This window comes from Mycolicibacterium stellerae, from assembly GCF_003719305.1.
GTDB classification, from domain to species: domain Bacteria; phylum Actinomycetota; class Actinomycetes; order Mycobacteriales; family Mycobacteriaceae; genus Mycobacterium; species Mycobacterium stellerae.
On sequence record NZ_RARC01000002.1, the window covers coordinates 44,112 to 68,626 of the forward strand.

The 24,515-nt window shown below is 66.8% G+C and carries 20 protein-coding genes; 7 read left to right on the forward strand and 13 right to left on the reverse strand.

What is annotated here, in order from left to right; all coding sequences use genetic code 11:
- Nucleotides 1-9 precede the first annotated feature (9 nt).
- On the forward strand, nt 10-684 hold the full coding sequence (locus D6M19_RS03055; RefSeq protein WP_234834678.1) for an HAD-IA family hydrolase: 675 nt from the start codon (nt 10-12) through the stop codon (nt 682-684).
- Nucleotides 685-712: 28 nt separating this feature from the next.
- Here D6M19_RS03055 and D6M19_RS03060 read toward each other — a convergent pair whose 3' ends face one another.
- From D6M19_RS03060 to D6M19_RS03075, 4 genes are read right to left on the reverse strand one after another with little or no spacing between them, the layout of a single operon-like run.
- The gene (locus D6M19_RS03060) at nt 713-1,756 is read right to left on the reverse strand and encodes an ABC transporter substrate-binding protein (RefSeq protein WP_123023709.1); all 1,044 of its coding nucleotides are present in this window, start codon (nt 1,754-1,756) and stop codon (nt 713-715) included.
- A gap of 11 nt (nt 1,757-1,767) precedes the next feature.
- The gene (locus tag D6M19_RS03065; protein ID WP_123023710.1) at nt 1,768-2,838 is read right to left on the reverse strand and encodes an ABC transporter permease; all 1,071 of its coding nucleotides are present in this window, start codon (nt 2,836-2,838) and stop codon (nt 1,768-1,770) included.
- Nucleotides 2,839-2,854: 16 nt separating this feature from the next.
- Nucleotides 2,855-3,619 (reverse strand): ATP-binding cassette domain-containing protein, encoded by a 765-nt coding sequence (locus D6M19_RS03070; protein WP_123023711.1) that lies wholly within the window; start codon nt 3,617-3,619, stop codon nt 2,855-2,857.
- On the reverse strand, nt 3,616-4,671 hold the full coding sequence (locus D6M19_RS03075) for a class I mannose-6-phosphate isomerase (protein WP_123023712.1): 1,056 nt from the start codon (nt 4,669-4,671) through the stop codon (nt 3,616-3,618). Before D6M19_RS03075 ends, D6M19_RS03070 begins: the two co-directional genes overlap by 4 nt.
- 147 nt (nt 4,672-4,818) lie before the next feature.
- Between D6M19_RS03075 and D6M19_RS03080 the strand changes: the two genes are divergently transcribed.
- On the forward strand, nt 4,819-5,823 hold the full coding sequence (locus D6M19_RS03080) for a LacI family DNA-binding transcriptional regulator (RefSeq protein WP_123023713.1): 1,005 nt from the start codon (nt 4,819-4,821) through the stop codon (nt 5,821-5,823).
- On the opposite strand, the gene D6M19_RS03085 is transcribed toward D6M19_RS03080, so the two are convergent.
- From D6M19_RS03085 to D6M19_RS03095, 3 genes are all read right to left on the reverse strand, one after another.
- Entirely contained in the window at nt 5,820-7,301 is a 1,482-nt protein-coding gene (locus D6M19_RS03085; RefSeq protein WP_123023714.1) for a cobyric acid synthase, read from the reverse strand. The two genes, D6M19_RS03080 and D6M19_RS03085, sit on opposite strands and share 4 nt — an antisense overlap.
- An 87-nt stretch (nt 7,302-7,388) precedes the next feature.
- Nucleotides 7,389-8,246, reverse strand: coding sequence for a type I methionyl aminopeptidase (gene map / locus D6M19_RS03090; protein WP_123023715.1), 858 nt, complete (start codon nt 8,244-8,246; stop codon nt 7,389-7,391).
- Between the two features lie 23 nt (nt 8,247-8,269).
- Nucleotides 8,270-8,854 (reverse strand): DUF1707 SHOCT-like domain-containing protein, encoded by a 585-nt coding sequence (locus D6M19_RS03095; RefSeq protein WP_123024103.1) that lies wholly within the window; start codon nt 8,852-8,854, stop codon nt 8,270-8,272.
- Nucleotides 8,855-8,967: 113 nt separating this feature from the next.
- Between D6M19_RS03095 and D6M19_RS03100 the strand changes: the two genes are divergently transcribed.
- From D6M19_RS03100 to D6M19_RS03110, 3 genes are read left to right on the forward strand one after another with little or no spacing between them, the layout of a single operon-like run.
- Nucleotides 8,968-12,270, forward strand: a complete 3,303-nt coding sequence (locus D6M19_RS03100; protein ID WP_234834679.1) for a helix-turn-helix transcriptional regulator — start codon at nt 8,968-8,970, stop codon at nt 12,268-12,270.
- A gap of 41 nt (nt 12,271-12,311) precedes the next feature.
- Nucleotides 12,312-13,397 (forward strand): DUF1214 domain-containing protein, encoded by a 1,086-nt coding sequence (locus D6M19_RS03105; RefSeq protein WP_123023717.1) that lies wholly within the window; start codon nt 12,312-12,314, stop codon nt 13,395-13,397.
- Nucleotides 13,394-14,575 (forward strand): sulfotransferase family protein, encoded by a 1,182-nt coding sequence (locus tag D6M19_RS03110; protein WP_123023718.1) that lies wholly within the window; start codon nt 13,394-13,396, stop codon nt 14,573-14,575. Before D6M19_RS03105 ends, D6M19_RS03110 begins: the two co-directional genes overlap by 4 nt.
- Nucleotides 14,576-14,578: 3 nt before the next feature.
- Here D6M19_RS03110 and D6M19_RS03115 read toward each other — a convergent pair whose 3' ends face one another.
- From D6M19_RS03115 to dxr, 6 genes are all read right to left on the reverse strand, one after another.
- Nucleotides 14,579-16,396, reverse strand: a complete 1,818-nt coding sequence (locus tag D6M19_RS03115) for a penicillin-binding transpeptidase domain-containing protein (RefSeq protein ID WP_123023719.1) — start codon at nt 16,394-16,396, stop codon at nt 14,579-14,581.
- A gap of 124 nt (nt 16,397-16,520) precedes the next feature.
- Nucleotides 16,521-17,195 carry a GNAT family N-acetyltransferase gene (locus D6M19_RS03120; RefSeq protein WP_123023720.1) on the reverse strand — a complete coding sequence of 225 codons (675 nt, stop codon included), beginning with the start codon at nt 17,193-17,195 and terminating at the stop codon, nt 16,521-16,523.
- Between the two features lie 33 nt (nt 17,196-17,228).
- Complete coding sequence (locus tag D6M19_RS03125) at nt 17,229-18,083, reverse strand: GNAT family N-acetyltransferase (protein ID WP_123023721.1); 855 nt, start codon at nt 18,081-18,083, stop codon at nt 17,229-17,231.
- Between the two features lie 54 nt (nt 18,084-18,137).
- Nucleotides 18,138-19,313 carry a flavodoxin-dependent (E)-4-hydroxy-3-methylbut-2-enyl-diphosphate synthase gene (ispG, locus tag D6M19_RS03130; RefSeq protein ID WP_123023722.1) on the reverse strand — a complete coding sequence of 392 codons (1,176 nt, stop codon included), beginning with the start codon at nt 19,311-19,313 and terminating at the stop codon, nt 18,138-18,140.
- A 10-nt stretch (nt 19,314-19,323) separates the two neighbouring features.
- The gene (locus tag D6M19_RS03135) at nt 19,324-20,550 is read right to left on the reverse strand and encodes a M50 family metallopeptidase (RefSeq protein WP_123023723.1); all 1,227 of its coding nucleotides are present in this window, start codon (nt 20,548-20,550) and stop codon (nt 19,324-19,326) included.
- Nucleotides 20,547-21,707, reverse strand: a complete 1,161-nt coding sequence (gene dxr, locus D6M19_RS03140) for a 1-deoxy-D-xylulose-5-phosphate reductoisomerase (protein WP_123023724.1) — start codon at nt 21,705-21,707, stop codon at nt 20,547-20,549. The genes D6M19_RS03135 and dxr overlap by 4 nt, the downstream gene beginning before the upstream one ends.
- A 227-nt stretch (nt 21,708-21,934) precedes the next feature.
- Between dxr and D6M19_RS03145 the strand changes: the two genes are divergently transcribed.
- Together D6M19_RS03145 and D6M19_RS03150 are read left to right on the forward strand one after the other, a co-directional pair.
- Nucleotides 21,935-22,609 (forward strand): fasciclin domain-containing protein, encoded by a 675-nt coding sequence (locus tag D6M19_RS03145; protein ID WP_123024104.1) that lies wholly within the window; start codon nt 21,935-21,937, stop codon nt 22,607-22,609.
- A gap of 140 nt (nt 22,610-22,749) precedes the next feature.
- Complete coding sequence (locus tag D6M19_RS03150; protein WP_123023725.1) at nt 22,750-24,498, forward strand: cytochrome c biogenesis protein DipZ; 1,749 nt, start codon at nt 22,750-22,752, stop codon at nt 24,496-24,498.
- Nucleotides 24,499-24,515: the final 17 nt, after the last annotated feature.

The following is a 24,515-nucleotide window of genomic DNA, read 5'->3' on the forward strand; positions in this document are numbered from 1 at the left end:
CTGCACCTCGTGACCATCGAGACAGTGAGCTTCGCCGTCGACGGGCTTCTGCTCGACTGCGACGGCGTGCTCGTCGACTCGCACGACGCCGCGGCCGTCGCCTGGAATCAGTGGGCGAAACGGTGGGCGCCGGGGTTCGACTTCCACCGGGACATCGAGCACGGCAGGCGGATCAGCGATCTCGTCGCTGAATTGATAAGCAACCCAAGCGATGTCGCCACCGCAGTGGCCGAACTTACACAGCACGAAATCGACTACGCCACCAATGTGGACGAGATGCCCGGCGCACGCCAACTCCTGGACTCCTGCCCCGACGGAAGCTGGGCCGTCGTCACGTCGGGAAATCGTGCTCTTGCCACCGCCCGGATGGCATCGGCCGGGCTGCCGTCCGCGGCCGTGCTGGTCACCAGCGAGGACGTCGCGAATGGCAAACCCTTCCCGGATCCCTACGTCACCGCCGCGCAGCGACTGCATCTCGCCCCCACCCGTTGCGCGGCATTCGAGGACGCGCCCGCCGGTGTGGAGTCGGCGCGCAACGCGGGCGTCGTCACCATCATCGGCGTCGGCGCCGAAGTGGCCGCCGCGCCCGTCACGCTCGCCGTTGCCGATATGCGCGGCGTCCGGTTCGACGGCAGCCGACTCGACATCGAACGCTCGTCGATCCTGCCTCAGACCGAGGTGTAGGTTTCTGCGCCAGGATCGTCACGCCCGCTCAGCAATTCGACTTGTACGCCGCCGCGCCGCCTTCGCCGTCGAGGTTCTCCGGCGTGATGATCGTGAAGCCGGTCTGCACTTTCTTGGTGTTCTCGCCGCCATCGAGTGCCGTGACCGCCTCGTCGACACCGAACTTGCCGATGAGCCCAGGATCCTGCGCGACGAGCGCCTGGACGGTGCCCTGCCGCAGCGCTTGGATCTGATTGGGACCGGCGTCGAAGCCGACGACCTGTACCTGGCCGCTCTTGCCCGCCTGCCGGACGCCGGTCGCCGAACCCTCGGCTGAGAACAGATTCGTGGCGAACACGCCAACGAGATCCGGATCCTTCTGCAGCTGTGCGCCGATCAGCTGTGCGGCGGTCGCCGGATCATTGTGGCTGTATTGGACGCCGACGTATTGAAACTTGCTGTCGCCCTTGACGGCTTCCTCGAACCCCTTGGCACGGGCGTCGGTCGTCGAGACGCCGGGATCGATATTCATCACCATGACCTTGCCGCCCTCGGGGCGCAGCTTCTTGATCGCCTCGAAGGCCGCCCGGCCGCCGCCTTCGTTGTCACTGGCGATCTGCGACACCGCATACGACGGATCATCGGTCGTGGTGTCCACCAGGACCACCTTGATTCCGGCGGCGGCCGCCTGTTGGAGCGGCTGCTGCATGGCCTTGACGTCGGTTGGTGCGACCAGCAGCGCGTCGGGTTTGGCGGCCACGATCGAATCGAGGATGGGCTTCTGCAGCGTCGGGTCGAACTTCTGCGGCCCCTGCGTCGAGACCTTCACACCCAACTTGGCCGCCTCGTCCTGGGCACCACATTGCATCGTGATGTAGAACTGGTCGCCGGTGACTCCCTGCAGCAACGCAATGTTGTATTCCTTGCTCGCCTTTGGCGGTGCGGCCACAGTTGTCGCGGCAGCTTCCTGTGAGTTGCCGTTCGACGCCTCCCCCGCATCGGATGATTCGGGTTTCGACGACGTACAGGAAGACAGCGCTAGTACCACGGTGCCCAACATTCCCGCGGCCAGCAGTGCGCGTTTACGGTTCACTGGCGTTCCTTTCATTGCGACTTTCTGCGTTTGAACAAGCTTCTGGAGCGCGCACCTCGCAGCGCTGCCGCGCGCCGGGACTGATCGACATAGACGGCGGCGATCAGCACCGTGCCGACCGCGACACCCTGCCAGAACGGCTGTACACCGATGATGACGAACCCGGACTGCAGGACCGCGGGGATGAACAGGCCGACGACGGTGCCGAAGATGCTGCCTTCACCACCGAAGATGGACGTGCCTCCGATCACCACGGCGGCGATCACGTTGAGGTTGGTCAGCGACTGCCCGGCGATCGTGGTGGTGCCGAACTGGGCGAGGGTGAGAATCGCACCGATGCCTGCCAGCGTGCCGGCGAACGTGTAGACGAGCACCAGGTGCCGCGTCACCTTGATGCCGGTGCGGCGCGCCGCCTCCTCGTTCGAGCCGATCGCGTAGGTGTACCTGCCGAACCTGGTCTTGTGCAGCAGGATTCCACCGATCACCACGACCACCAGGGCCACGAACGGCAGGCCGGGAATGCCCAATACCTTTGTGTAGACGCTGAAATCGGTGAGCTCGCTGGGCACGGACCGGATGTCGATGCCGCCGGTGAGCACCTGAGCCAGACCGAGCGCGACCGAGAGAGTGCCGAGGGTGACGATCAGCGCGGGCACCCTGGCCACCGCCACCAACACTCCGTTCACGATGCCCCACGCCATACCGCCCACGATGGCGGCAACCAAGCCGACGGCCGCCACCCCGGGACCCGTGCCACCCATCGCCTCCATCACCTTTGCCGACACCACCGACGCGAATACCAGCACCGAGCCGACCGAAAGGTCGATGCCCGAGGTGATGATCACGAACGTCATGCCGACGCCGAGCACGGCCCACACCGCGACGTTCTGGGAGATCAACGAGAAGTTCCCGGCGGACAGGAAGCGGTCCCCGGCGAGGACCGCGAAGCACAGGCAGATGACGATCAGGACGCCGAGAATCCAGAATGCCTGAAGACCTGCAACGCGTTTGAGGAACGAACTTGACGGGTCCATGTCGGGGGCCTCTGCGGAGACCGCTGTCGAACCGGCGACGGTGTTCATGCTTCTCGCTCGAAACTCATGCGACGTCTTCCCGTGAATCCAGCGCCCCCGTCATCGCGCCGACGAGCTCCTCGACAGTGGTCTCGCGGCCAGGGAAAGTGGCGACGCGCCTACCGAGACGCAACACCTGGATACGGTCACACACATCGAGCACGTGCGGCATCGAATGGCTGACGAACACCACTGCTATACCCTTGTCCCGCACCCGTTTGACCGACTCGAGCACGTTCTTGGTCTGCACGACTCCCAGCGCCGCGGTCGGCTCGTCGAGAATCAGCACCTTGTTCGCCCACGCCATCGCCCTGGCTATGGCGATCCCCTGCCGCTGGCCGCCCGACATCGAACGAACCGGTGCGGCAAGCGAATTCACTGTCGCCCCCAGTTGGGCGAATGATTCCTTCGCGCGGCGGCGCATCTCCTTCTCGTCCATGAACCCGAGATGTCCGAGAAGGCCTTTCCGGGAAATCTCTCTGCCGAGAAAGACATTCTGGACTGGGTTGAGGTGTGGCGCGAGGGCCAGATCCTGATAGACGACTTCGATGCCGAGTTCTTCGGCGTGCCGCGGGCCGGACAGCCGGACCCGGTCACCGTCGAAGTAGATCTCACCTTCGTCCAGGTCGAGGTTGCCCGACATCGCCTTGATGAGTGTCGACTTGCCCGCCCCGTTGTCGCCGATCAGGCCGACGATCTCGCCGGGTTGCACGTCGAAGTCGGCGCCGTCGAGCGCCCGGACATGGCCGAAGCTGCGCGAAAGGCCACGCGCCTCCAGAAGTGCGGTCATGGCGCGCCCTCCCGTGCGTTAGGTGCCTGCGGTGGCGGCCAGGATTCGCCAGGCCTGCAGACGAGCAGTCGTACCTCGCCGTCGACGTGCCAGTCGCCTGCGACCGACGGCACGACCACCGTGTTGCCCGCCCTCACCACGATGGGGTCGCCGTCGGCGGACCGAACCGTCCCCTCGCCGGAAAGCACCACCGCGACGGCGAAACCCGCGGGGACGTCGGCCCGCGCTGTGAGCACCTCCATCCGGAAGTACTCCGCCGCCGCATCGGGCAGGACGTCAGTCAGGCCCGCCGTCTCGGCGCGGGTGTGGCGCGTCAGTCCGCCGACGTCGGCGAGTGCCTCGACGTCGACGGCCGACAGCGCGACATCGCGGTCGAGGCCGAGGAAGATCTCGTCGTCGGATGCGGCGGTGTTGACCCGCTCCAACAGGATCGACTGATCGGTCGGTTCCTGCGCCTCGATGAGCAAAACGCCCTGTCCGATGGCGTGCGGCGTGCCGCCCGGCACCAGCACCCCGTCGCCCGGTCGCACCGGGATCCGATTCATCAACGCCAGCATCGCCTCGGTGTCCTGCGTGTCGACCAGGCTCGAGAGCCGTTCGGGCGCAACCTCTTCGCGCCACCCGACCCAGACCGTCGCATCGCCGGCGGCCTGCAGGATGTACCACGCCTCGGTTTTTCCGTACGGACATCCGAGATGACGGCACGCGAACTCCCTGGTGGGGTGCACATGTACGGGCAGCCGTTGCCCGGCGTCCAGCAGCTTCACCAGCACACCGGTGTCACCGGGCTCGCCGTCGTCGCGGCCGAGCCAACCGACGGGATCGCGGGCGATCGCGTCGCGTAACAGCTCTCCAGACGCCATCGGGGCCGGGCCGAGGTCGGGTTCGCCGAACCGGGCGACCGTGGCGCCGATCCACTCCTCGGGAGAGGACTCCCCTACCGGCGGAAGGCCGCGCCACGCGGCCAAGGCGGGGCCGCCCGCGTACCAGTGCGGAACCACATTCGGAGGCAGGAGTTGCGGTTGCGCGGACACTCGTTCGGCGCCTCCCATCTGTGTTACCTACGTCACGCTCGCTCTCGGCCTGTGCCGGACAGTACGCCACCTTCGCGACTATGTCACCGGTGTCAGAAGAAATCGCAGTCAGCGGTATGACATCGGTGACATACTGACCGCTGATCGCACGAGGAGGACCGGTCGATGACCACGATGCGCGATGTCGCCCACCGCGCAGGCGTCAGCGCAAAGACCGTCTCGCGGGTGGTCAACAACGACCGCTATGTGTCCGCCGATGTGCGCGAGCGCGTCGAGGCTGCGATCGAGGAATTGCAGTATGTCCCCAACATGCTGGCCGTCACGTTCCGTGCAGGACGAGACGCCGCCATCGGCGTCGCCGTTCCCGGTGTGGCAGATCCCTTCTTCGCCAGCATCATCGACGCGGTCGAGCGCGAGGCCAGCAAGCGCGACGTCGCAGTCATCCTGACCACCGTGGGCTGGGAACCCTCCCACGAGCAGCGGTCCATCGAAGCGGTGTTGAAGCGGCAGGTAGCCGGCATGATCATCTGCCCCGTCGGCCGCGACATGTCCTACCTGCGGCCATGGCAGAAACGCGCACCGCTGGTGTTCGTCGACCGGGAACCAGGGAAACTGAACGCGGATGCGGTGGTCCAGGACGATGTGGGCGGCGGACGCGACGCGACGCGCCACCTCATCGCGCACGGCCACCGCAGCATCGCGTTCATGGGCGACGACACCTACACGGGTGTGCTGCGATTGAAGGGCTGGCGGGAGGCGCTGGACGAGGCAGGCCTGGCGCACGACCACGTCCACGTCGGCGAGCACGACGTGGAGACGTTGACGGCCGCGATGCGCCGGGTGCTGGCCGCCCCGGACCCGCCGAGCGCGGTGTTCTCCTCCAATGCCCGCTTCACCATCGCATTGATCTCGGCCCTGCAGAGGTTGCGCCGCAAAGACATCGGGTTGATCGGTTTCGGCGACTTCCCCACTGCAGCGGCACTCAAGCCCGCGATCACCGTGATCCACCAGGACGGTGACGCCATGGGGCGATTCGCGGCCGATCGCCTGTTCGCCCGGCTCGACGAGCCCGACCGGCGGCTGCGACGGCGAACCGTGTTACCGGTGTCGCTGGTGACGCGCGCATCGTGTGCGATGCCCGGCGAGAAGGTGCGTGGCGGGCACGGCTAAACCGAGGTGACGATGGTCGGCCGCTGGGGCGGTGGCGTCTCAAGCAGCCCGAGGATCGCGTCGATGTCGGTGTGGGCGGCCAACAGGTCGGCCATCAGGTCCAGTTGGGCATCGCGTCGCGCCGACACATCGACGTCATCGGCGACGACGAATCCGTGCCGCCCCGCGGCCGCGGCGGCGTCGGCGAGCCAGCGGCGCCGCACGTCGTCGTTGTCGAACAGGCCGTGCCAGTGCGTGCCGTAGACCGCGTCCCGCCGCAGTCCCACGCCGAGCCAGTCGTCGTCGACCGATCGTGACACCTGGCCGTGGTGGATCTCGTAGCCGTAGAGCGGCGCCGCGTGTCGGCGAAGCGTCTTTTCGGGGGCGAACACGATGTCGGCGTCGAGCAGACCGAGGCCGCCGACCCCACCCGCACCCGACTCGACGGCGTCGTCGATGCGGCGGCACAGCATCTGGAAGCCACCGCAGATACCCAGCACGGGCCGCCCGGACCGGGCATGCGCGGCGATCCCGTCGGCCAGGCCGCGGTCGCGAAGCCAGGTCAGGTCGGCGACCGTCGCCTTGCTGCCGGGGATGACGACGACGTCGGCGTCGGGCAGGTCGGCGGGGTCGGTCACCCAGCGCACCAGCACGCCGGGCTCGCAGGCCAGCGCCTCGACGTCGGTGGAGTTGGAGATGCGGGGCAACCGGATCGCGGCCACCCTCAGCCACTGCTCGCCGATCGGCTGTTGTGGCTGCCCGACGACGCGATGGGCCTGCACCGACACCGAGTCCTCCGCGTCGAGCCAGAACCCGTCGTCGAAGGGCACGACGCCGTAGGTGGGCCGCCCGGTCAGGTGTTCCAGCTGTACCAGCCCGGGCGCAAGCAGGGCCGGATCGCCGCGAAACTTGTTGACCACGAAACCGGCGATGAGCGCCTGGTCCTCCGGCGCGAGGATCGCAACCGTGCCGAACAAGTGGGCGAGCAGCCCGCCGCGGTCGATGTCGCCGACCAGGACGACGGGCAGGTTTGCCGCACGCGCCAACCCCATGTTGGCCAGATCGGTTGCGCGCAGGTTGATCTCGGCGGGTGACCCGGCACCCTCGCAGATGACCGCGTCGAAATCGGCTTGCAGCGATCTCAATTCATCGGATACCACCGCGGCAAGCATGTCGCGGTGTTTGAAGTAATCGCCCGCGGACACAGAGCCCGCGACATGACCGCGCACCACCAACTGGGACGTGCGGTCGCTTCCCGGCTTCAACAGGATCGGGTTGAACCGGACACTTGGCGAAAGGCCCGCCGCGCGCGCCTGCATCGCCTGCGCCCGGCCGATCTCCCCGCCCTCGACGGTGACGGCCGAGTTGTTCGACATGTTCTGCGCCTTGAACGGCGCAACCGCAATGCCCTTGCGCGCCAGCAGCCGGCACAACCCGGCGACCACCATGGACTTTCCGGCGTCGGAGGTGGTGCCTGCGATCAGCAACGCCCCGCTCACGGGGTCACCTTTTCAGCGCGAGCAGACGCAAATGTCCCCAATTTCGCGGCCCGAGGGGTACTTTTGCGTCTGCTCGCGGGAGAAATCTCACAGCTGGGTCAGGATCTCGGCGCCGTCGTCGGTGACCACCAGCGTGTGCTCGAACTGCGCGGTCCACTTGCCGTCGGTGTTGACGACGGTCCAGTCGTCGTCCCAGATCTCGTAGTCCAGCGCACCGAGGTTGATCATCGGCTCGATGGTGAACGTCATGCCCGGCTCGATGATGGTCTCGACGGCGGGCTGGTCGTAGTGCAGCACCACAAGACCGTTGTGGAACGTGGTGCCGATGCCGTGCCCGGTGAAGTCGCGAACGACGTTGTAGCCGAAGCGGTTTGCATACGATTCGATGACCCGCCCGACGACCGACAGCGCGCGGCCCGGTCGGACGGCCTTGATCGCCCGAATCGTCGCTTCGTGCGTGCGCTCGACGAGCAGCCGATGTTCCTCGGACACGTCGCCTGCGAGAAACGTCGCGTTGGTGTCGCCGTGCACACCGCCGATGTAGGCGGTGACGTCGATGTTGACGATGTCGCCGTCCTCGACGACGGTCGAATCCGGGATGCCGTGGCAGATGACCTCGTTCAGCGAAGTGCAGCAGGACTTCGGGTAACCCTTGTAGCCCAGCGTCGACGGGTAGGCGCCGTGGTCGACCATGAACTCGTGTGCGATCCGGTCGAGCTCGTCGGTCGTGACTCCCGGCGCGACGGCCTTACCGGCCTCGGCGAGTGCACCAGCCGCGATCCGACCGGCAACCCGCATCTTGTCGATCACCTCGGGCGTCTGCACCCACGGTTCTGTGCCCTCCCTGGCCGTCGGCTTCCATACGTACTCGGGACGCTCGATCGAATTGGGCACCGGAAGGGTCGGCGACACCACGCCGGGGCGAAGTGCGGTGCGAACAGGCATGACACCAGAGTAGTCGGTCGCGGCTAGCGGCGATCGCGGCCGAACAAGGTCTTGCGTGGCCCGCGGATGTCGACCGAGCCGCAGACCACCTTCCCGGTGAGCACGACGTGGGGCGTGCCTTCCGCGGGCGCGTCCTTGCGGTGGTCGTGGGCGCTGCCGACGACGACCTCGACGTCATCGATGGACGCGCTGGCCCCCTCCGGCAGCCGGAGATCCAGCCCGCCGAACTTCATGTCGAGCTCGATGATGACCATCGGACCCGCGAAGCGCGCCCCGGTCAGGTCGAGGTCGACGGAGCCCATCCGGCGATACAGCGCCAGCCGGGTCGGCACCGTCCACTCGCCCTGACGTTTCAACGAGCCCATCACGCCGCGCAGCTCGACCCGGTCGGTCGCCGACGTGACGATCGCGCCGGGTCCGGGCAGGTCGTCGACCAGGGTGTCGAGATCGGTGCGCAGCCGCGCCTGCGACACCATCGCGGAGCGCTCCTCGAACTCGTCGATGTCGATCAGGCCAAGGGCGACGGCGTTGTGCAGGCGGCGCAGCGTTCCGTTGCGGTCTGCGTCGGAAACGCGCAGCGCCGCGGGTTGCTCGTTGATACCGGTCATGGCCATTCCAAAATACCGCCGCTGCCCTCTTCGTGAATTAAGCATCCCCGGGTCGGATGTTTGCGCGTTTACGCTGATGTTTCCACCGCAGCGAGCGCCGGATGCTGGCTAGCATGAGCGAAACGCAGTGGAGCGACCTGGTAGTAGGCGGGGTCATGAGCGAGCTTCCCACCGGCACAGTGACGTTGCTGCTGGCCGACGTCGAGGGCTCGACGCGGCTGTGGCAGACCCAGCCTGACGAGATGACGGCCGCCGTCGCACGCCTTGATACCGCCCTCGTCGAACTGCTCGTGGCACACGGCGGGGTGCGGCCGGTCGAACAGGGTGAGGGCGACAGCTTCGTCGCGGCGTTCGCCCGCGCCAGCGACGCGGTAGCGTGCGCCCTGGATCTGCAGCGGGCGCCGCTGGCGCCGATCCGGCTGCGCATCGGCGTGCACACCGGACAGGTGCAGTTGCGCGACGAGGGCAACTACATCGGGCCGACCATCAACAGGACCGCACGACTACGCGACCTGGCCCACGGCGGCCAGACCGTGTTGTCGGGCGCCGCAGAGCAGCTGGTCGCCGACTGGCTGCCCGGCGACGCCTGGCTGTCCGATCTGGGATCGGTTGAGCTGCGCGATCTGCCTCGGCCGGAGCGGGTGACGCAGCTGTGCCATCCGGATCTGCGCAACGAGTTCCCGCCGCTGCGTGTCGCGAAAAGCGCTGATGAACAAAGGCTTCCGGCGCAGTTGACGAGCTTCGTCGGCCGCGTGACGCAGATTGCCGAGATCCGCACGCTGTTGGCCGACAACCGAATTGTGACGCTGACGGGTGCCGGTGGTGCGGGCAAGACGAGGCTGGCAATTCAAGTCGCGGCAGGCATCGCGGCCGAATACCGCGACGGTGTCTCCTATGTGGACCTGGCACCGGTCACGCACGAGGCCGTGGTGCCCGTGGCCGTCGCCCGCGCTCTCGGCCTGCCCGACCAGCCCGGCCGCTCGACCATGGAGACGCTGACGAAATTCGTCGGCGACAGTTCGATGCTCGTCGTGTTGGACAACTGCGAGCACCTGCTCGACGCGGCCGCGACGCTTTCTGCCGACCTGCTGGCCGCCTGTCCAGCGCTGCAGATACTGGCCACCAGCCGTGAGTCGACTGGGGTGCCCGGCGAGGTGACGTTTCAGGTGCCGTCGTTGTCGCTGGCCGACGAGGCCATCGAACTGTTCGTCGACAGGGCCCGCCGGGTCCGGCCCGAGTTCACCATCGCCGCGGACAACGCCCCCGCCGTGACCGAGATCTGCAAGAGGCTCGACGGCATGCCGCTGGCGATCGAGCTGGCCGCCGCCCGCGTCCGTGCACTCTCGCTGGAGGAGATCCTCGGCGGCCTGCACGACCGTTTCCGTCTCTTGACCGGTGGTGCACGGACGGCGGTGCGTCGTCAGCAGACCCTGCGTGCGTCGGTGGACTGGTCGCATGCCCTGCTGACCGAGACCGAGCGAATCCTGTTTCGGCGGCTGGCGGTCTTCCTCGGCGGGTTCGACCTCGACGCGGCCCAGGCCGTCGCCGGTGACGCCGAAGTGGAGCGCTATCAGATCCTCGATCAGCTGGCCCTGCTGGTCGACAAGTCGTTGGTCATCGCCGAAAACACCAGTGGCCGAACGCGATACCGGTTGCTCGAGACCGTGCGCCAATACGCGCAGGAGAAGCTTGGCGAATCGGGCGAGGCCGAAGCCGTCCGGTCGCGTCACCGCGATCACTACACCGCGTTGGCCGCGCTCTTGGACGCCCCGGCGCGCACTGATTATCAGCATCTCATCGAGCAGGCCGATCAGGAGATGGACAACCTCCGCAACTCTTTCGGCTGGAGCATCGAAGCCGGCGACCTCGGGAACGCCTTGGAGATGGCTTGCTCACTGCAGCCGTTGTGGGTGTCCCGCGGTCGCATCCAGGAAGGACTCGAATGGTTCGAAGCGGCTTTCACCGACGGTGAGCCGCCAATCGGTCTCGCACCCGACGTGCGCACCCGAGCGCTTGCCGATAGGGCCGTGCTCTACGCGTGGGTGGCCGACTACCGCCTGGCGGACGCGGAAGAAGCTCTCGCGTGCGCCCGCGAGCTCGACGATCCGGCGTTGTTGCTACGAGCACTCACCGCGTGCGGCAGCTCAGCCGTCTACGACCCCGAGGTGGCTGGACGCTATTTCACGGAAGCGATCGGAATGGCTCGCAACCTCAGCGACCACTGGAGGTTGTCCCAGATTCTCGGGCAGCAGGCCCAGGTCGCTTTCGTCGCGGGCGACCCTATGGCGGTGCGTGCAGCCGCAGAAGAAGGACGCGACCTTGCCGATACCATCGGTGACGGCTTCAATTCGCGGCAATGCCGGTGGCGGCTGGCCGGCGCCTACCTGTTCGAGGGTGATCTCACCCGAGCGATCGCCGAGTACCGCGCAGTAGAGGCAGACGCAGATGCCGATCACGACGTGATGTCGCAAGTCACTGCGCTCATGATTCTGCCGCATGCGCTCGCCTTCCACGGAGAGGCAGGGGCGGCCAGGCTCGCCGCCGAGTCCGCCATCGAAGCCGCCACAGAACTCGGGGGTGTCTATCTCGGTGGGATTTACATCTCGTTGATGACCTCGCACCTGGCCGCCGGCGATATCGCACTGGCATCGGACGCGGCCGATGCCGGCTGGTCGCACCTCAGCAACCTGCACGGGACCGCGTCGATCAACAGCGTCTACATTGCCCAGCTCAACCTCGCGCGAGGGGATCTGGCCGCGGCGCAACGGAGAGCCGACGACGCCGTCGCTGCAACAGCGGGATGGATACGAGGATGGGCGCTGACGATACGTGCGCGCATCGAGATCGAACAACGTGAGCTCGAACAGGCAGAGCGCGACGCGTACGAAGCCCTCGCTTGCTTTTCCGACCTCAAGGCGTACCTCGGGGCGTCGAACACCTTCGAGTATCTCGCGGATATAGCCGGCAGTTCCGGCAGCCACCGCGAAGCGGCCAGACTCTTCGGCGCCGCGGACGGCATTCGCCGGCGAACCGGCGAGATCCGTCTGCCGTTCTACCAAGCCGACTACGACGCGTCGGTCGAGTCGCTTCGAAATGCCATGGGCAACAGCGACTTCAATGCTGCATGGGCAGAGGGCGCAGCGCTCTCCACCGAGGAGGCCATCGCCTACGCGCAACGCGGCCGTGGTGGACGCAAGCGGCCGTCGAGCGGTTGGGGCTCGCTGACTCCGGCCGAGCGAGACGTGGTACGGCTCGTCAGCGACGGGCTCGGCAACAAAGACATCGCCACGCGGCTGTTCGTTTCGCCGCGGACCGTGCAGTCGCACCTCACCCGCGTCTATACGAAGCTCGGACTGTCCTCCCGCGTCCAGCTCGCGCAGGAAGCCGCCCGCCGGTCGCCCGCCACAAATAGCTGAATCGCCCAACGGACGGGCTCTGTACTGATAGTTGTCTCATCATGGCGAATGACAGCTCGCGGGTGCCCAAGACCGTCGAGGCATGGGCCTTCGTGCAGAAGATGATCGGCGACATCACGAACATCGTGGCCGCGGACGCCGAGAACGAACGCGAAATGCTGGAGGGCTTGGGCGTCGTCTCGCGGGTCACCGCGCTGTGCTCGGAGCTCACCGTCGAGGCCGACCCGGATCTGCCGTGGTTCTTCGACATGTGCTCACCCACCCGGCTGGTCGGCGGGCCAAACCCCGATGGGCGGTACCTGCTGGCGATGATCCGCGGCGACCGCTCCTACCGGGTCACCGGAACGCGGGGCACCACCGCGTATCTCGGTCTGCAGGTGCTGGCAGGCACCGGTATGACGCCCCGTCGCATGGCCGCCTATGTCAGCGATACCGACCTGAAGCTGAATGACGGCACGTTCGCGCTGGTGTTCTCGGCGACCGAACCGTCAACGGCCGAACTCGACGGAGCGCAGTGGGTGCAGATACCGCACGACGCGACGTCGATCGTCGTCCGCGAATACATCGCCGACGCCGCCACCGAGCAGTCCGCGACGCTCGATATCGAGCCGCTGACCGCACACCCGCCGCAGACGATCACCGATGACGAGGCGGCAGAACAGTTCACCGCGATGGCCTGGACCATCATGAAGCTGACCACCCTGCACCGCACCATCAAACCCGAGCTGATGGACCAGCCCAACACGCTCGTCACCTCGGAGGCCGCCGATCTCGGCGAGGCCGACACCACACCGGACAACCTGTACATGCTCGGCACGTTTCGGCTAGCCACCGACGAGTCGCTGGTGCTCGAGTTCGAACCGCCCGACACCCGCTACTGGAACGTCACGCTGGAGAACATCTGGCACGAGTGCCTCGAACCGCGCAGGCGACACAGCTCGGTCACCAACAAGGGTGTGGCACCCGATGCCGACGGAGTGGTCCGAATCGCCGTCGGCGCCAATGATTTCGGCCATGGCCACTGGCTGGACACCGGTGGCAGGCACCGCGGCTTCGTCGTGTTTCGCTGGCTGGACAACCCCGACCCGCCGAAGATGTCGGTCAGTGTGCGCGGGGCAGCACGGTGAGCGCCGCCGACCGGTTCGACCCCGCCGCATTGATCGAACAGGCCTGTCAGTGGGCAGGCAGCGAGGACTTCGGAACAGAGTTCGACGAGAAGGAGACGTGGCGCGAGGGGTTGGGCCTACTGTGCGACGGGTTCGTGGCCGAGGCTCGACTCAACGACCTCGGTGTCGAGATCGCGGCGCTGGATGTGGTGCGCGCATTGAAGAATCGGCTCCAGGTGGTGGATTGGCGCAAGGTACATCCGGAGATCGCCGAGGAGACGGTCGAGAGGCCGATCTTCATCGTCGGGCAACCCCGCACCGGCACCACGATCCTGTTCGACCTGCTCGCACAGGACCCGGCGCTGCGCCCGCCGCTGACGTGGGAGGTCGACGCCCCCCTTCCGGTGCCGCGGCCCGACACCTACGAGACCGACCCGCGGATCGCCGAAACCCAGGCCAGCCTGGAGATGAGCGAACAGATCATTCCCGGGTTCATGAGTTGGCATCCGATGGGCGCGCAAGTCGGGCAGGAGTGTGTCCGGATCACCGCGTCGCAGTTCTGCAGCATGATCTTCTCGGTCCAATACCGGCTGCCGACCTACTACAAGTGGCTGCTGTATGAGGCGGATCACCGCCATGCCTACCGGTATCACCGAATCTTCCTGCAGCACCTGCAATCCGGCGTCCGCGGCCAATGGCTTTTGAAATCGCCCGCCCATCTGTGGACGCTCGACACCTTGCTGGAGACGTACCCCGATGCGGTGATCGTGCAGACGCACCGTGACCCGTTGAAGGTCATCTCGTCGGTCAGTGCGCTGACCAATCACCTGCGCCGGATGGCATCCGACGAGACGAGTATCGCCGACTGCGCGGTGCAATCCTGCGAGGAGATCGTGGTCGGGTTGCAGCGCGGAATGACGCTGCGTGAATCGCTTCCGCCGGGCCAGGTGATCGACGTCCAGTTCGCCGACTTCATGCGCGACCCTTTTGCGACGATCAGGTCGCTGTACGGTCGGCTGGACCGCGAGCTGACGCCCGTCGCCGAACAGAGGATGCGCGACTACCTTGCCGGCCATCCCGGCGACGGCGGCGGCGGCCGCTACAGCTGGGCCGACACCGGCCTGGACGCCGAGCAGTTGCGCGAGCAGGTCGCCGCCTACCAGGAGCGCTACGACGTTCCCACCGAGCCGCTGAAATAGGTTTCAGGCCAGGTAGCCCGGCGGCAGGCCTTCGAGCATGCCTCGCGTCATCCGCACCGCGTATTCGGAGCTGCCACCCCCGACGATCAGCGCGGCGAATGCCATGTCACCGCGATAGCCGGCGAACCAGGAATGCGAGCCGCCCTCGAATTCGGCTTCACCGGTCTTACCGCGCACGTCGCCCATGCCGTTGATGTCTTTGGCGGTGCCGTTGGTTACCACGAGCTGCATCATCGGCCGCAGCCCGTCGATCATCTTCGGGGTAATCGGACTCTGGTCGCCGGTGACAGCGGTCTGACGGCCTTCGATCAGTTGCGGCACAGGGGTTTTGCCTGCGGCGACCGTCGCCGCCGCCATCGCCATACCGAACGGGCTGACCAAGACCTTGCCCTGCCCGAAGCCGTCCTCCGTGCGCTCGGCCAGGTTGACCGTAGGCGGCACCGACCCGGTGACCGTATTGATCCCTTCGATCTGGTAGTCGGGACCGATCCCGTATTGCGCGGCGGCCTGGGTCAGGCCGCGCGGCGGCATCTGGCTGGCGAGTTCGGCGAATGTGGTGTTGCACGAACTGGCGAAGGCACGCGACATCGGCACCGTGCCGAGATCGAAGCCGCCGTAGTTCGGAATCGTCCGGTGCCCGATGTCGACCGTGCCGGGGCAGCCGAGAAGTGTGTTGGGCGTTGCCATGTCGCGTTCAATGGCCGCGCCCGCGGTGACGATCTTGAACGTCGAGCCCGGCGGGTAGAGACCCGTCGTTGCGGTGGGCCCGTCGGCATCTGCATCGGCATTCTGCGCGACCGCGAGGATCTCACCGGTCGACGGTTTGATCGCGACGATCATCGCCTTCCTGCCCGCAACGCCGTTGACGGCGTTCTGCGCGGCGTCCTGAACGGCGCGGTCCAGGCTGATCGTGACGGACGGCGCGGGCGCCCCGGCCACCTCGTTGAGAACGTCGACATCCACGCCGTTCTGGTTGACGCTCACCACCCGCCAACCGGCCTGACCGTCAAGGTCGTTCACCACCGCCTTCTTGACTTCACCGATGATGGCAGGCGCGAAATGATCGTCTGTGGGCAACAATTCGGCCTGCGGCGTGATGACCAGACCCGGGCGGTTGCCGAGGACGGCGGCCACCTGGTCGCGATCGGACTGGCGCAGGGTGATCAAGTTCAGCGGCCCGGTGGACGAACTGGCCTCCTCCGCGAGCCGCTGCGGGTCCAAGGTGTCGTCGAAGGGCCGCAGCGCGCCGACGACCGCCGTTGCCGTCTGCATCAGGTAGGCGCCGGCGGCCTTGGCGTCCAGCGCGAATTCATAGAGGTTGCCCGGCACCAGCACATCGGTGCCGCCGCGTTCGTTGACCGATGCCCGCCGTGGGGGGTCCGACCGCAACGCAAACGTCTGGTGCTCACCGAGTTTCGGGTGCAGACCGGTCGCGGTCCAGCGCACCTCCCATTTCCCCTCGTTGCGCACCATGGAAAGCTGGCCGTCGTAGGACCACGTGCGGTTCTTCGGCAGGTGCCAGGTGTAGCGGTAAGCGACGGAGCCGGTGTCCTCGGCGAACTTCGAGCCGAGCACCTGCGCGTCCAGCGAGGTGGCCTGCAGACCCGCCCATGCCTCGTTGAGCGCGGCCCTGGCGTCCTCAGGACGGTCGGTCAGCTGCGACGCGCTGCCGGTGTCGCCCTTGGCCAGCGCCGCGAAGAACTCGTCGGCGGCCGGTTGCGGCCCGTTGGGTTTCGGAGTGCACGCGTTCAGTGACGCCGACAGCGCCACGATCGTCAGCAGGCTCGCCAGACGTGTTGCAGATGAGAATAATGTTGCCATTGGGGCGAATGTTACGAACCCGAGACCTCAAAGTGGCGGAGGCGCGGCGCCCAAACCGAGGTTTCGCAGAAAAAGTGCGAGAGAAGCGCGCCAAAACGTCGATTTCGGCGCGAACGCCCGTCCGTCAGGCGCCCAGCGGCCCGGCGGCCGGCGCGCGCACCACCAGCGGCACCGCGGGGAAATACGCCGCCATCTCCGAGCGCGACTTTCGCAGTGCGGCAGTGCCGTAGCCATGCTTGCGGAATGTCGGGCGGATCCAGATGCGAACGTTGACCTCGCCACTGGCCAACTCGCCGAACACCATGCCGACCTTCTCGGACCCGTCGATCGCCACCAACCACACCGCCTCTTCGGCATGCACCCGGCCGACGGCGGCGCGGATCTCGTCATCCAGATCGCCCGCGGGCGCCCCCGAACCGTCACCGGCCGCGCGGACATCTTCTGTGCGCGCGGCGAAAATGTCGCGGTCGGCGTCCGCCGAGAACGGCCGCAGCACCAGGCTCTCGCCCGGGGCGGGCTGCCGCTCCCCTGTGGTGAAGCTCAGCTCGTGGTTCAGGTCGGCGAGTTCGTCGCGAATCCGCCGCCGTGACACCTTGGTCAGCCGATCGAAGGACAGCCGAAGCACGGCCTCACCCCCAGCAGAGGTCGTGCCGAGCATGGAAGCGATCGCCTCGACGGCCGCGTCGTGGTCCTGGGACTCCACGATGACGTCAAGAAGCTCATGGCGTCGTTCGAGCGCGCGGACCAGCGTGTCGGCGATCTCTCTGCGTTCGGTCTTCTGCGCGTCGTCGTCGGTCATGCCGTGAAGCGTAACCAACGCGGTGCGGGCGCCCTAGTCCAACAAGACGGTGGCGAAGGTGCCCACTTCGGCGAAGCCGATGCGGCGGTAGGTGGCACGGGCCACGGTGTTGAAGTCGTTGACGTACAGGCTGGCGATCCGCCCGCTGCGCACAACGGCGGCAGCGAGAGCGGCCGTGCCCGACGTGCCAAGGCCGCGACCCCGGAAGTCGGGATGCACCCACACGCCCTGGATCTGCCCGACGGCGGGCGACTGCGATCCGACCTCGGCCTTGAACACGACCCGCCCGCGCTCGAAACGTGCCCACGCACGCCCGGCGGCGATCAGGCCGGCGACCCGACGCCGATACCCTCGGCCACCGTCGCCGATGCGGGGATCGATCCCCACCTCGCCGATGAACATGTCAACGGCGGCCACCAGGTAGGCGTCGAGTTCCTCCATCCGCACCGGACGCACCGTCGGGTCAATCGCGCATTTCGGGGTGGTGGCCAGTGCCATCAGGGGTTGACGGTCGCGGACGTCGCGGGCCGGGCCCCATGTGCTTTCCAGGCGGCGCCACATCGGCAGCACCAGCTCTGCGCGCCCGACCAGCGATGAGCAGCGCCTCGCGGCGCCGACCGCCTTGTCGGCGAACGCGTACAAGTCGGCCGCTTCGCCCCGCAACGGGATCAGGTTGGCGCCGGCGTAGCACAGCGACTCCATGGCGCCGCCGCGCGACCACAGTTCGCCGCCGATCGCGCTCGGGTCGACCCCGTGCTCGGCCACCCGAGAGGCCACCATGCAACTTCCGACCGGATCGGCGTCGAGTACCTGATGGACCGCCGTTGCGTCGCGCACGACCGAGACCCGTCGCTCGTCGACGAAGCGGAAAAGGGGTGGAGCCGACATCGGGACTCTTTCTGCGGCCTCAGGTCGTGGTGATTCCAGTCACAGGGAACACGTTCAGCTTACGGTGACGACGGGCGAACCGCTGGCATCATCGGATCCGCGTTCTGATTCCGTCTCGCTGGCGATCCGCATCGCCTCTTCGATGAGCGTTTCGACGATCAGGTGCTCCGGGACGGTCTTGATGACCTCACCCTTGACGAAGATCTGACCCTTGCCGTTGCCGGACGCGACGCCGAGGTCGGCCTCGCGCGCTTCGCCAGGACCGTTGACGACGCATCCCATCACAGCGACGCGCAGCGGAATCTCCATGCCCTCGAGACCCGCGGTGACCTCGTTGGCCAGCGTGTACACGTCGACCTGCGCGCGTCCGCACGACGGACACGAGACGATCTCCAGCCCGCGGGGACGCAGGTTCAGCGATTCGAGGATCTGGTTGCCGACCTTGACCTCTTCGATCGGCGGCGCGGACAGCGACACCCGGATGGTGTCGCCGATGCCCTTGGAGAGCAGCGCGCCGAACGCGACGGAGGACTTGATCGTGCCCTGAAAGGCCGGGCCGGCCTCGGTGACGCCGAGGTGCAGCGGGTAGTCGCAGCGCTCGGCGAGGAGTTCGTAGGCGGCCACCATCACGACCGGATCGTTGTGCTTGACGCTGATCTTGATGTCGCCGAACCCGTGATCCTCGAACAGCGACGCCTCCCACAGCGCGGACTCGACCAACGCCTCCGGCGTCGCCTTGCCGTATTTCTCCATGAAGCGCTTGTCGAGCGAGCCTGCGTTCACGCCGATGCGGATCGGGATGCCTGCCGCACCAGCCGCCTTGGCGACCTCCTTGACCCGGCCGTCGAACTCCTTGATGTTGCCGGGGTTGACGCGTACGGCGGCACAGCCCGCGTCGATCGCGGCGAAGATGTATTTCGGCTGGAAGTGGATGTCGGCGATCACCGGGATGTTCGCCTTCTTCGCGATCGCGGGCAGTGCGTCGGCGTCCTCCTGGCGCGGGCATGCGACACGGACGATGTCGCAGCCGGACGCGGTCAGCTCGGCGATCTGCTGCAGCGTGCTGTTCACGTCGTGCGTCTTGGTGGTGCACATGGACTGCACCGCGACGGGGTGGTCGCTGCCGACACCGACGTCGCCCACCATCAGCTGACGAGTTTTTCGCCGCGGCGCCAACGTTGGTGCCGGAGGTGCCGGCATGCCTAGCCCGATTGGGGAGCCGGAGGTCATTGAATGTCTCCTATTGGAAAGGTCTGATCGGATTGACGAAGTCGGCGGTCACGGTCAGCGCCATGTAACCGATCACAAAGACCAGGATGACGTAGGTGGCGGGCATCAGCTTGAGATAGTTCACCGGCGCCGCGGCCACCAGACCACGCGAGCGTCGGATCAGGTTGCGGATCTTCTCGAAGAAGGCGACCGCGATGTGACCGCCGTCGAACGGCAGCAGAGGCACCAGGTTGACCGCGCCGAGCACGAAGTTCAGCTGCGCCAGGAAGAACCAGAAGGCCAGGTAGAGCCCGCGCTCGAAGGCGTCGCCGCCGATGATCGACGCGCCGACGACGCTGATCGGCGTCTCCGGGTCGCGCTCGCCGCCGCCGATCGAGTGCACAAGCGCGCCGATCTTGGTCGGGATCTTCGCAAGCGCCTTGCCCAGTTCCACGGCCAGATCGCCGGTGAACGCCACCGTGCCGGGGATCGCGGTTATCGGGTTGTAGTGCGTGTATTCGACGGGCCCGAACTCGGCGGCCGAGACGCCGACAGCGCCGACAGTGGACGGGGCCGATGCGGTGTCGGACGTGTAGCGCTGGGTCTTCACGACGTCGACGACCGTGGTGATCTGCTTGCCGTCGCGTTCGACGACGAACGGTGTCGGGCCGTTGGCCTCGCGGACCGCGGCGACCATCTCGTCGGGGTTGGCCACGTCGGTGTCGCCCACCTTGACGATGACGTCGCCCTGCTTGATACCTGCGGCGGCCGCGGGTCCGGCACCCGCGCAGTCGGCGAGCTTGTCCTTGCTGATCGCCGGTGCGACACAAGAGGTTTCGCTGACGTAGGCGGCGGGCTCCGGTTTGAGGTTCGGGAAGCCCCAGTGCAGCGCGATGCCGTAGAGGATCACCAGGCCGACGATGAAGTTCATGCCGGGTCCCGCAAGCAGGACCGCGGCGCGCTTCCACGTCTTCTGCTTGTACATGGCGTACTGGCGATCTTCTGGCGCGATCTCGTCGATCGACGTCATCCCCGCGATGTCGCAGAATCCGCCGAGCGGGATCGCCTTGACGCCGTACTCGGTGTAGCCGAGCTTGTTGGCTCGTCGGGTGGACCACAGCGTCGGGCCGAAGCCGACGAAATACCGGCGCACCTTCATCCCGGTGGCCCGCGCCACCCACATGTGCCCGCATTCGTGCAGTGCCACCGACACCAGGATGGCCAGCGCGAACAGCGCCACACCGATGACCCACATCATTTGGTGCTGACTACCTCCCGCGATACCGCGCCCCTCGCCCTGTCTCGGGCCCAGCGTTGCGCGTCAAGTACCTCTTCCACGGTAGCTGGTTCGGCGGCCCACTGGTCTGCGGCATGCAGCACGTCAGCGATGGTCGCAACGATCGTCGGGAACCGGATCCGGCCAGCGAGGAACGCCGCGGCGGCCTCCTCGTTCGCGGCGTTGTACACAGCGGTCAGGCAGCCGCCGCGCTGGCCTGCCTCCCTGGCCAGCTCGACGGCCGGGAAGACCGCCGCGTCCAGCGGCTCGAAGTCCCAGGTCGACGCGGTGCTGAAGTCGCAGGCGGGCGCGGCGGCGGGCACCCGCGACGGCCAGCCGAGCGCCAGTGCGATGGGCAGCTTCATGTCCGGCGGGCTGGCCTGAGCGATCGTCGAACCGTCGGCGAACGTCACCATCGAGTGCACGATCGACTGCGGGTGGACCACTACGTCGATGCGGTCATACGGAACGCCGAACAGCAGGTGGGTTTCGATCAGCTCGAGGCCCTTGTTCACCAGCGACGCCGAGTTGAGCGTGTTCATCGGGCCCATCGACCAGGTGGGATGCGCGCCCGCCTGGTCGGGTGTGACGTCGGTGAGGCGCTCGGCGGTCCAGCCGCGGAACGGGCCGCCCGACGCGGTCAACACGATCTTGGCCACCTCGTCTGGGGTGCCGCTCCTGAGGCACTGGGCGATCGCGGAGTGCTCGGAGTCGACGGGCACGAGCTGACCCGGTTTCGCGGCCTTGAGCACCAGCGGTCCGCCGGCGATCAGCGATTCCTTGTTGGCGAGCGCCAGTCGGGCGCCGCTGGCCAGTGCGGCGAGTGTCGGCTTCAGGCCCAGTGCGCCGACGAGCGCATTGAGGACGACGTCGGCCTCGGTGTTCTCCACGAGCGAAGTGGCGGCGTCGGAGCCTGCGTAGGTGACGTCACCAACCTTCTCTGCGGCCCCTGGGTCGGCCACCGCGATGTTGGTGACGCCCGTTTGCGAGCGCTGCCGCGCCAGCAGGTCGGGGTTTGCGCCGCCTGCGGCAAGGCCGACCACCTCGAAGCGGTCGGGGTTGGCGGCGATGACGTCGAGCGCCTGGGTGCCGATCGACCCGGTACTACCGAGGATCAGGACGCGCACCCTGTTGCTCACCGTCCTATTGTGCCGCGCCACGGCGAGCAGACGGAAACTCGCATAAATCCGCAGTGGAGAGTGCGAGTTTGCGTCTGCTCGCGGTGTGGGCCCGGCTCACGGCGAAATGTGACCCGAATCTGACGTCAACGGCCCCGGCCAATCCGTGATCACCGTCACGCCGAATGCCGAGTGTCAAGCCAGTGGGCGGCACATGCCCGTCCGTGACCAAGGAGTCGAAGCGCGAAATGAGAAATGTTCACCGCAGCACACTGACGGCGGCCACCATCGCGGCGATGGCGGTCCTCGGCCTTGCGGCGTGTGCCACCGACAGCTCGACCAGCGCTTCAAGCTCATCCGAGGCGACGACCTCCGTGGAAGCGACGTCCTCCGCTGCGGCCATGACGTCCGCTGCGGCCGACCCGGCGGCCAACCTGATCGGTACGGGCTGCGCGGCCTACGCCGAGCAGGTGCCGCAGGGCCCGGGTTCGGTGGCAGGCATGGCGCAGGATCCGGTGACGGTGGCGGCGTCGAACAACCCGATGCTCAAGACGCTGACCCAGGCGCTGTCGGGCCAGCTCAACCCGAACGTCAACCTGGTCGACACCCTCAACGGCGGTGAGTTCACGGTGTTCGCCCCGACCGACGATGCGTTCGCCAAACTCGACCCGGCGACGATCGGGAAGCTCAAGACCGACTCGGATCTGCTGACCAGCATCCTGACCTACCACGTGGTGCCCGGCCAGGCCAGTCCCGCGAAGGTCGTCGGCACCCACAAGACCGTGCAGGGCGCCGACGTCACCGTCGCCGGAGAGGGAGACGCGCTGAAGATGAACGACGCCGGCCTGGTGTGCGGCGGGGTTTCGACCGCCAACGCACAGGTCTACATGATCGACACGGTGCTGATGCCGCCCGCCAGCTAGCGCGAGCAGACGCAAAAGTCCCCGACACGCCGAGTGTTCGGGGACTTTTGCGTCTGCTCGGCGTGGGCCTAGCTCGGCGCGGGCCCAGCTCGGCCAAGAGCGTGACCCATCCAAATGTGTTGTGACTCCGAATAACTGACATGTTCACGCTTGCGCTGATCGGCTTCTTCGGCGGCCTGATAACGGGCATCTCGCCGTGCATTCTGCCGGTGCTGCCGGTCATCTTCTTCTCCGGTGCACAGGGCGCGCGCCCCGATCCGGTCGCCGAATCCGACGGCGGAACCGCGGTCGCCGTCACAATCAAGCCCGCCCTTTCGGAACGGCTGCGGCCGTACCGGGTGATCGGCGGGCTGGTGCTCAGCTTCAGCCTGGTCACCCTGATCGGAACGTCGCTGCTGTCGCTTCTGCATCTCCCGCAGGATGCGATCCGCTGGGCCGGGCTCATCGCACTGACCGTCATCGGCCTCGGGCTGATCTTCCCCCGATTCGAGGAGATCCTCGAGAAGCCGTTCAGCCGCATTCCAGCGGTTCAAATGACCGAGGGCAGAAGCGGTTTCGGGCTGGGACTTGCGCTTGGTGTGCTGTATGTGCCGTGTGCAGGACCGGTTCTCGCCGCGATCGTGGTCGCGGGCGCGACGGGATCCATCGGCTTGGACACCGTCGCGTTGACCGTCTCCTTCGCGATCGGCGCCGCCCTTCCGCTGCTGTTCTTCGCGCTGGCCGGTCAGCGGGTCGCCCAACGCGTCGGCACATTCCGGCGCCACCAGCGTCGCATTCGCGTCGCAGGCGGCATCGTCATGCTGGTGTTCGCGGTCGCGCTGGTGTTCAACGCGCCCGCCAAGCTGCAGCGGGCGCTTCCCGACTACACGAGCGGCCTGCAAGACGCGGTCGTCGCCTCCGATGAGGTTCAGCAGAAGCTCAACCTCGGCGGACTGGTCAACGACCAGAACCGTGAGCTGTCGAACTGCAGCAATGGCGGAGAGAAGCTCGAAAGCTGCGGCACGGCACCCGATATCAAGGGGATCGCCGGCTGGCTGAACACGCCCGGTGGCGCTGCGGTCGACCTGAAATCGTTGCGCGGCAAGGTCGTCCTTGTGGACTTCTGGGCGTACTCATGTATCAACTGCCAACGTGCCATTCCGCATGTGGTCGACTGGTACGACAAGTACCGCAATCTCGGCCTCGAGGTCATCGGCGTGCACAGCCCCGAGTACGCGTTCGAGAAGAACCCGCGCAACGTCGCCAGCGGCGCCGACGAATTGGGCATCGCCTACCCGATCGCTCTCGACAACACCCTGTCGACCTGGACCAACTATCGCAACCGCTACTGGCCCGCCGAATACCTGATCGACGCGAACGGCACTGTGCGCCATGTCAAGTTCGGTGAGGGCGACTATGCCGTCACCGAGCGCCTGATCAGGGAACTGCTCGTCGACGCGGATCCCGACGTGGAGTTGCCCCCGCCGAGTGATTCGGCAGACGAGACACCTGCCGCCGGTCAGACGCCCGAGACGTACCTCGGTGTCGGCAAGATGGTCAACTACGGCGGCCCCGACACCTACAGCGAGGGCACCGCGGACTTCACCTACCCGAAGAAGCTCGCCGACGACAGGTTCGCCTATCGCGGCCGATGGAAACTGGATTTCCAGGGCGCGATAGCCGAGTCGGACGACTCGCGGATTGCCTTGAAATACAACGCGAAAAACGTCTACATCGTCGTCGGCGGAGAGGGCGATGTGACGTTGACGAGCAACGGCAGGACGACGAGGGTGCCGATCGCTGGCGCGCCGACGTCGCACCAGCTGGTGTCGGGTGACTCAGTGGCGCGCGGGGAGCTCGAAGTTCGGTTGAGCAAAGGACTACAAGCATTTTCGTTCACATACGGCTGAGTTTTCGTCCACCTCAC

Coding starts and splice junctions, on each gene's coding strand:
- D6M19_RS03065 (WP_123023710.1), bottom strand. CDS start 2,838: ATGAACACCGTCGCCGGTTCGACAGCGGTCTCCGCAGAGGCCCCCGAC.
- D6M19_RS03070 (WP_123023711.1), bottom strand. CDS start 3,619: ATGACCGCACTTCTGGAGGCGCGTGGCCTTTCGCGCAGCTTCGGCCAT.
- D6M19_RS03075 (WP_123023712.1), bottom strand. CDS start 4,671: ATGGGAGGCGCCGAACGAGTGTCCGCGCAACCGCAACTCCTGCCTCCG.
- D6M19_RS03080 (WP_123023713.1), top strand. CDS start 4,819: ATGACCACGATGCGCGATGTCGCCCACCGCGCAGGCGTCAGCGCAAAG.
- map (WP_123023715.1), bottom strand. CDS start 8,246: ATGCCTGTTCGCACCGCACTTCGCCCCGGCGTGGTGTCGCCGACCCTT.
- D6M19_RS03095 (WP_123024103.1), bottom strand. CDS start 8,854: ATGACCGGTATCAACGAGCAACCCGCGGCGCTGCGCGTTTCCGACGCA.
- D6M19_RS03100 (WP_234834679.1), top strand. CDS start 8,968: ATGAGCGAAACGCAGTGGAGCGACCTGGTAGTAGGCGGGGTCATGAGC.
- D6M19_RS03105 (WP_123023717.1), top strand. CDS start 12,312: ATGGCGAATGACAGCTCGCGGGTGCCCAAGACCGTCGAGGCATGGGCC.
- D6M19_RS03115 (WP_123023719.1), bottom strand. CDS start 16,396: ATGGCAACATTATTCTCATCTGCAACACGTCTGGCGAGCCTGCTGACG.
- D6M19_RS03120 (WP_123023720.1), bottom strand. CDS start 17,195: ATGACCGACGACGACGCGCAGAAGACCGAACGCAGAGAGATCGCCGAC.
- D6M19_RS03125 (WP_123023721.1), bottom strand. CDS start 18,083: ATGTCGGCTCCACCCCTTTTCCGCTTCGTCGACGAGCGACGGGTCTCG.
- ispG (WP_123023722.1), bottom strand. CDS start 19,313: ATGACCTCCGGCTCCCCAATCGGGCTAGGCATGCCGGCACCTCCGGCA.
- D6M19_RS03135 (WP_123023723.1), bottom strand. CDS start 20,550: ATGATGTGGGTCATCGGTGTGGCGCTGTTCGCGCTGGCCATCCTGGTG.
- D6M19_RS03145 (WP_123024104.1), top strand. CDS start 21,935: ATGAGAAATGTTCACCGCAGCACACTGACGGCGGCCACCATCGCGGCG.
- D6M19_RS03150 (WP_123023725.1), top strand. CDS start 22,750: ATGTTCACGCTTGCGCTGATCGGCTTCTTCGGCGGCCTGATAACGGGC.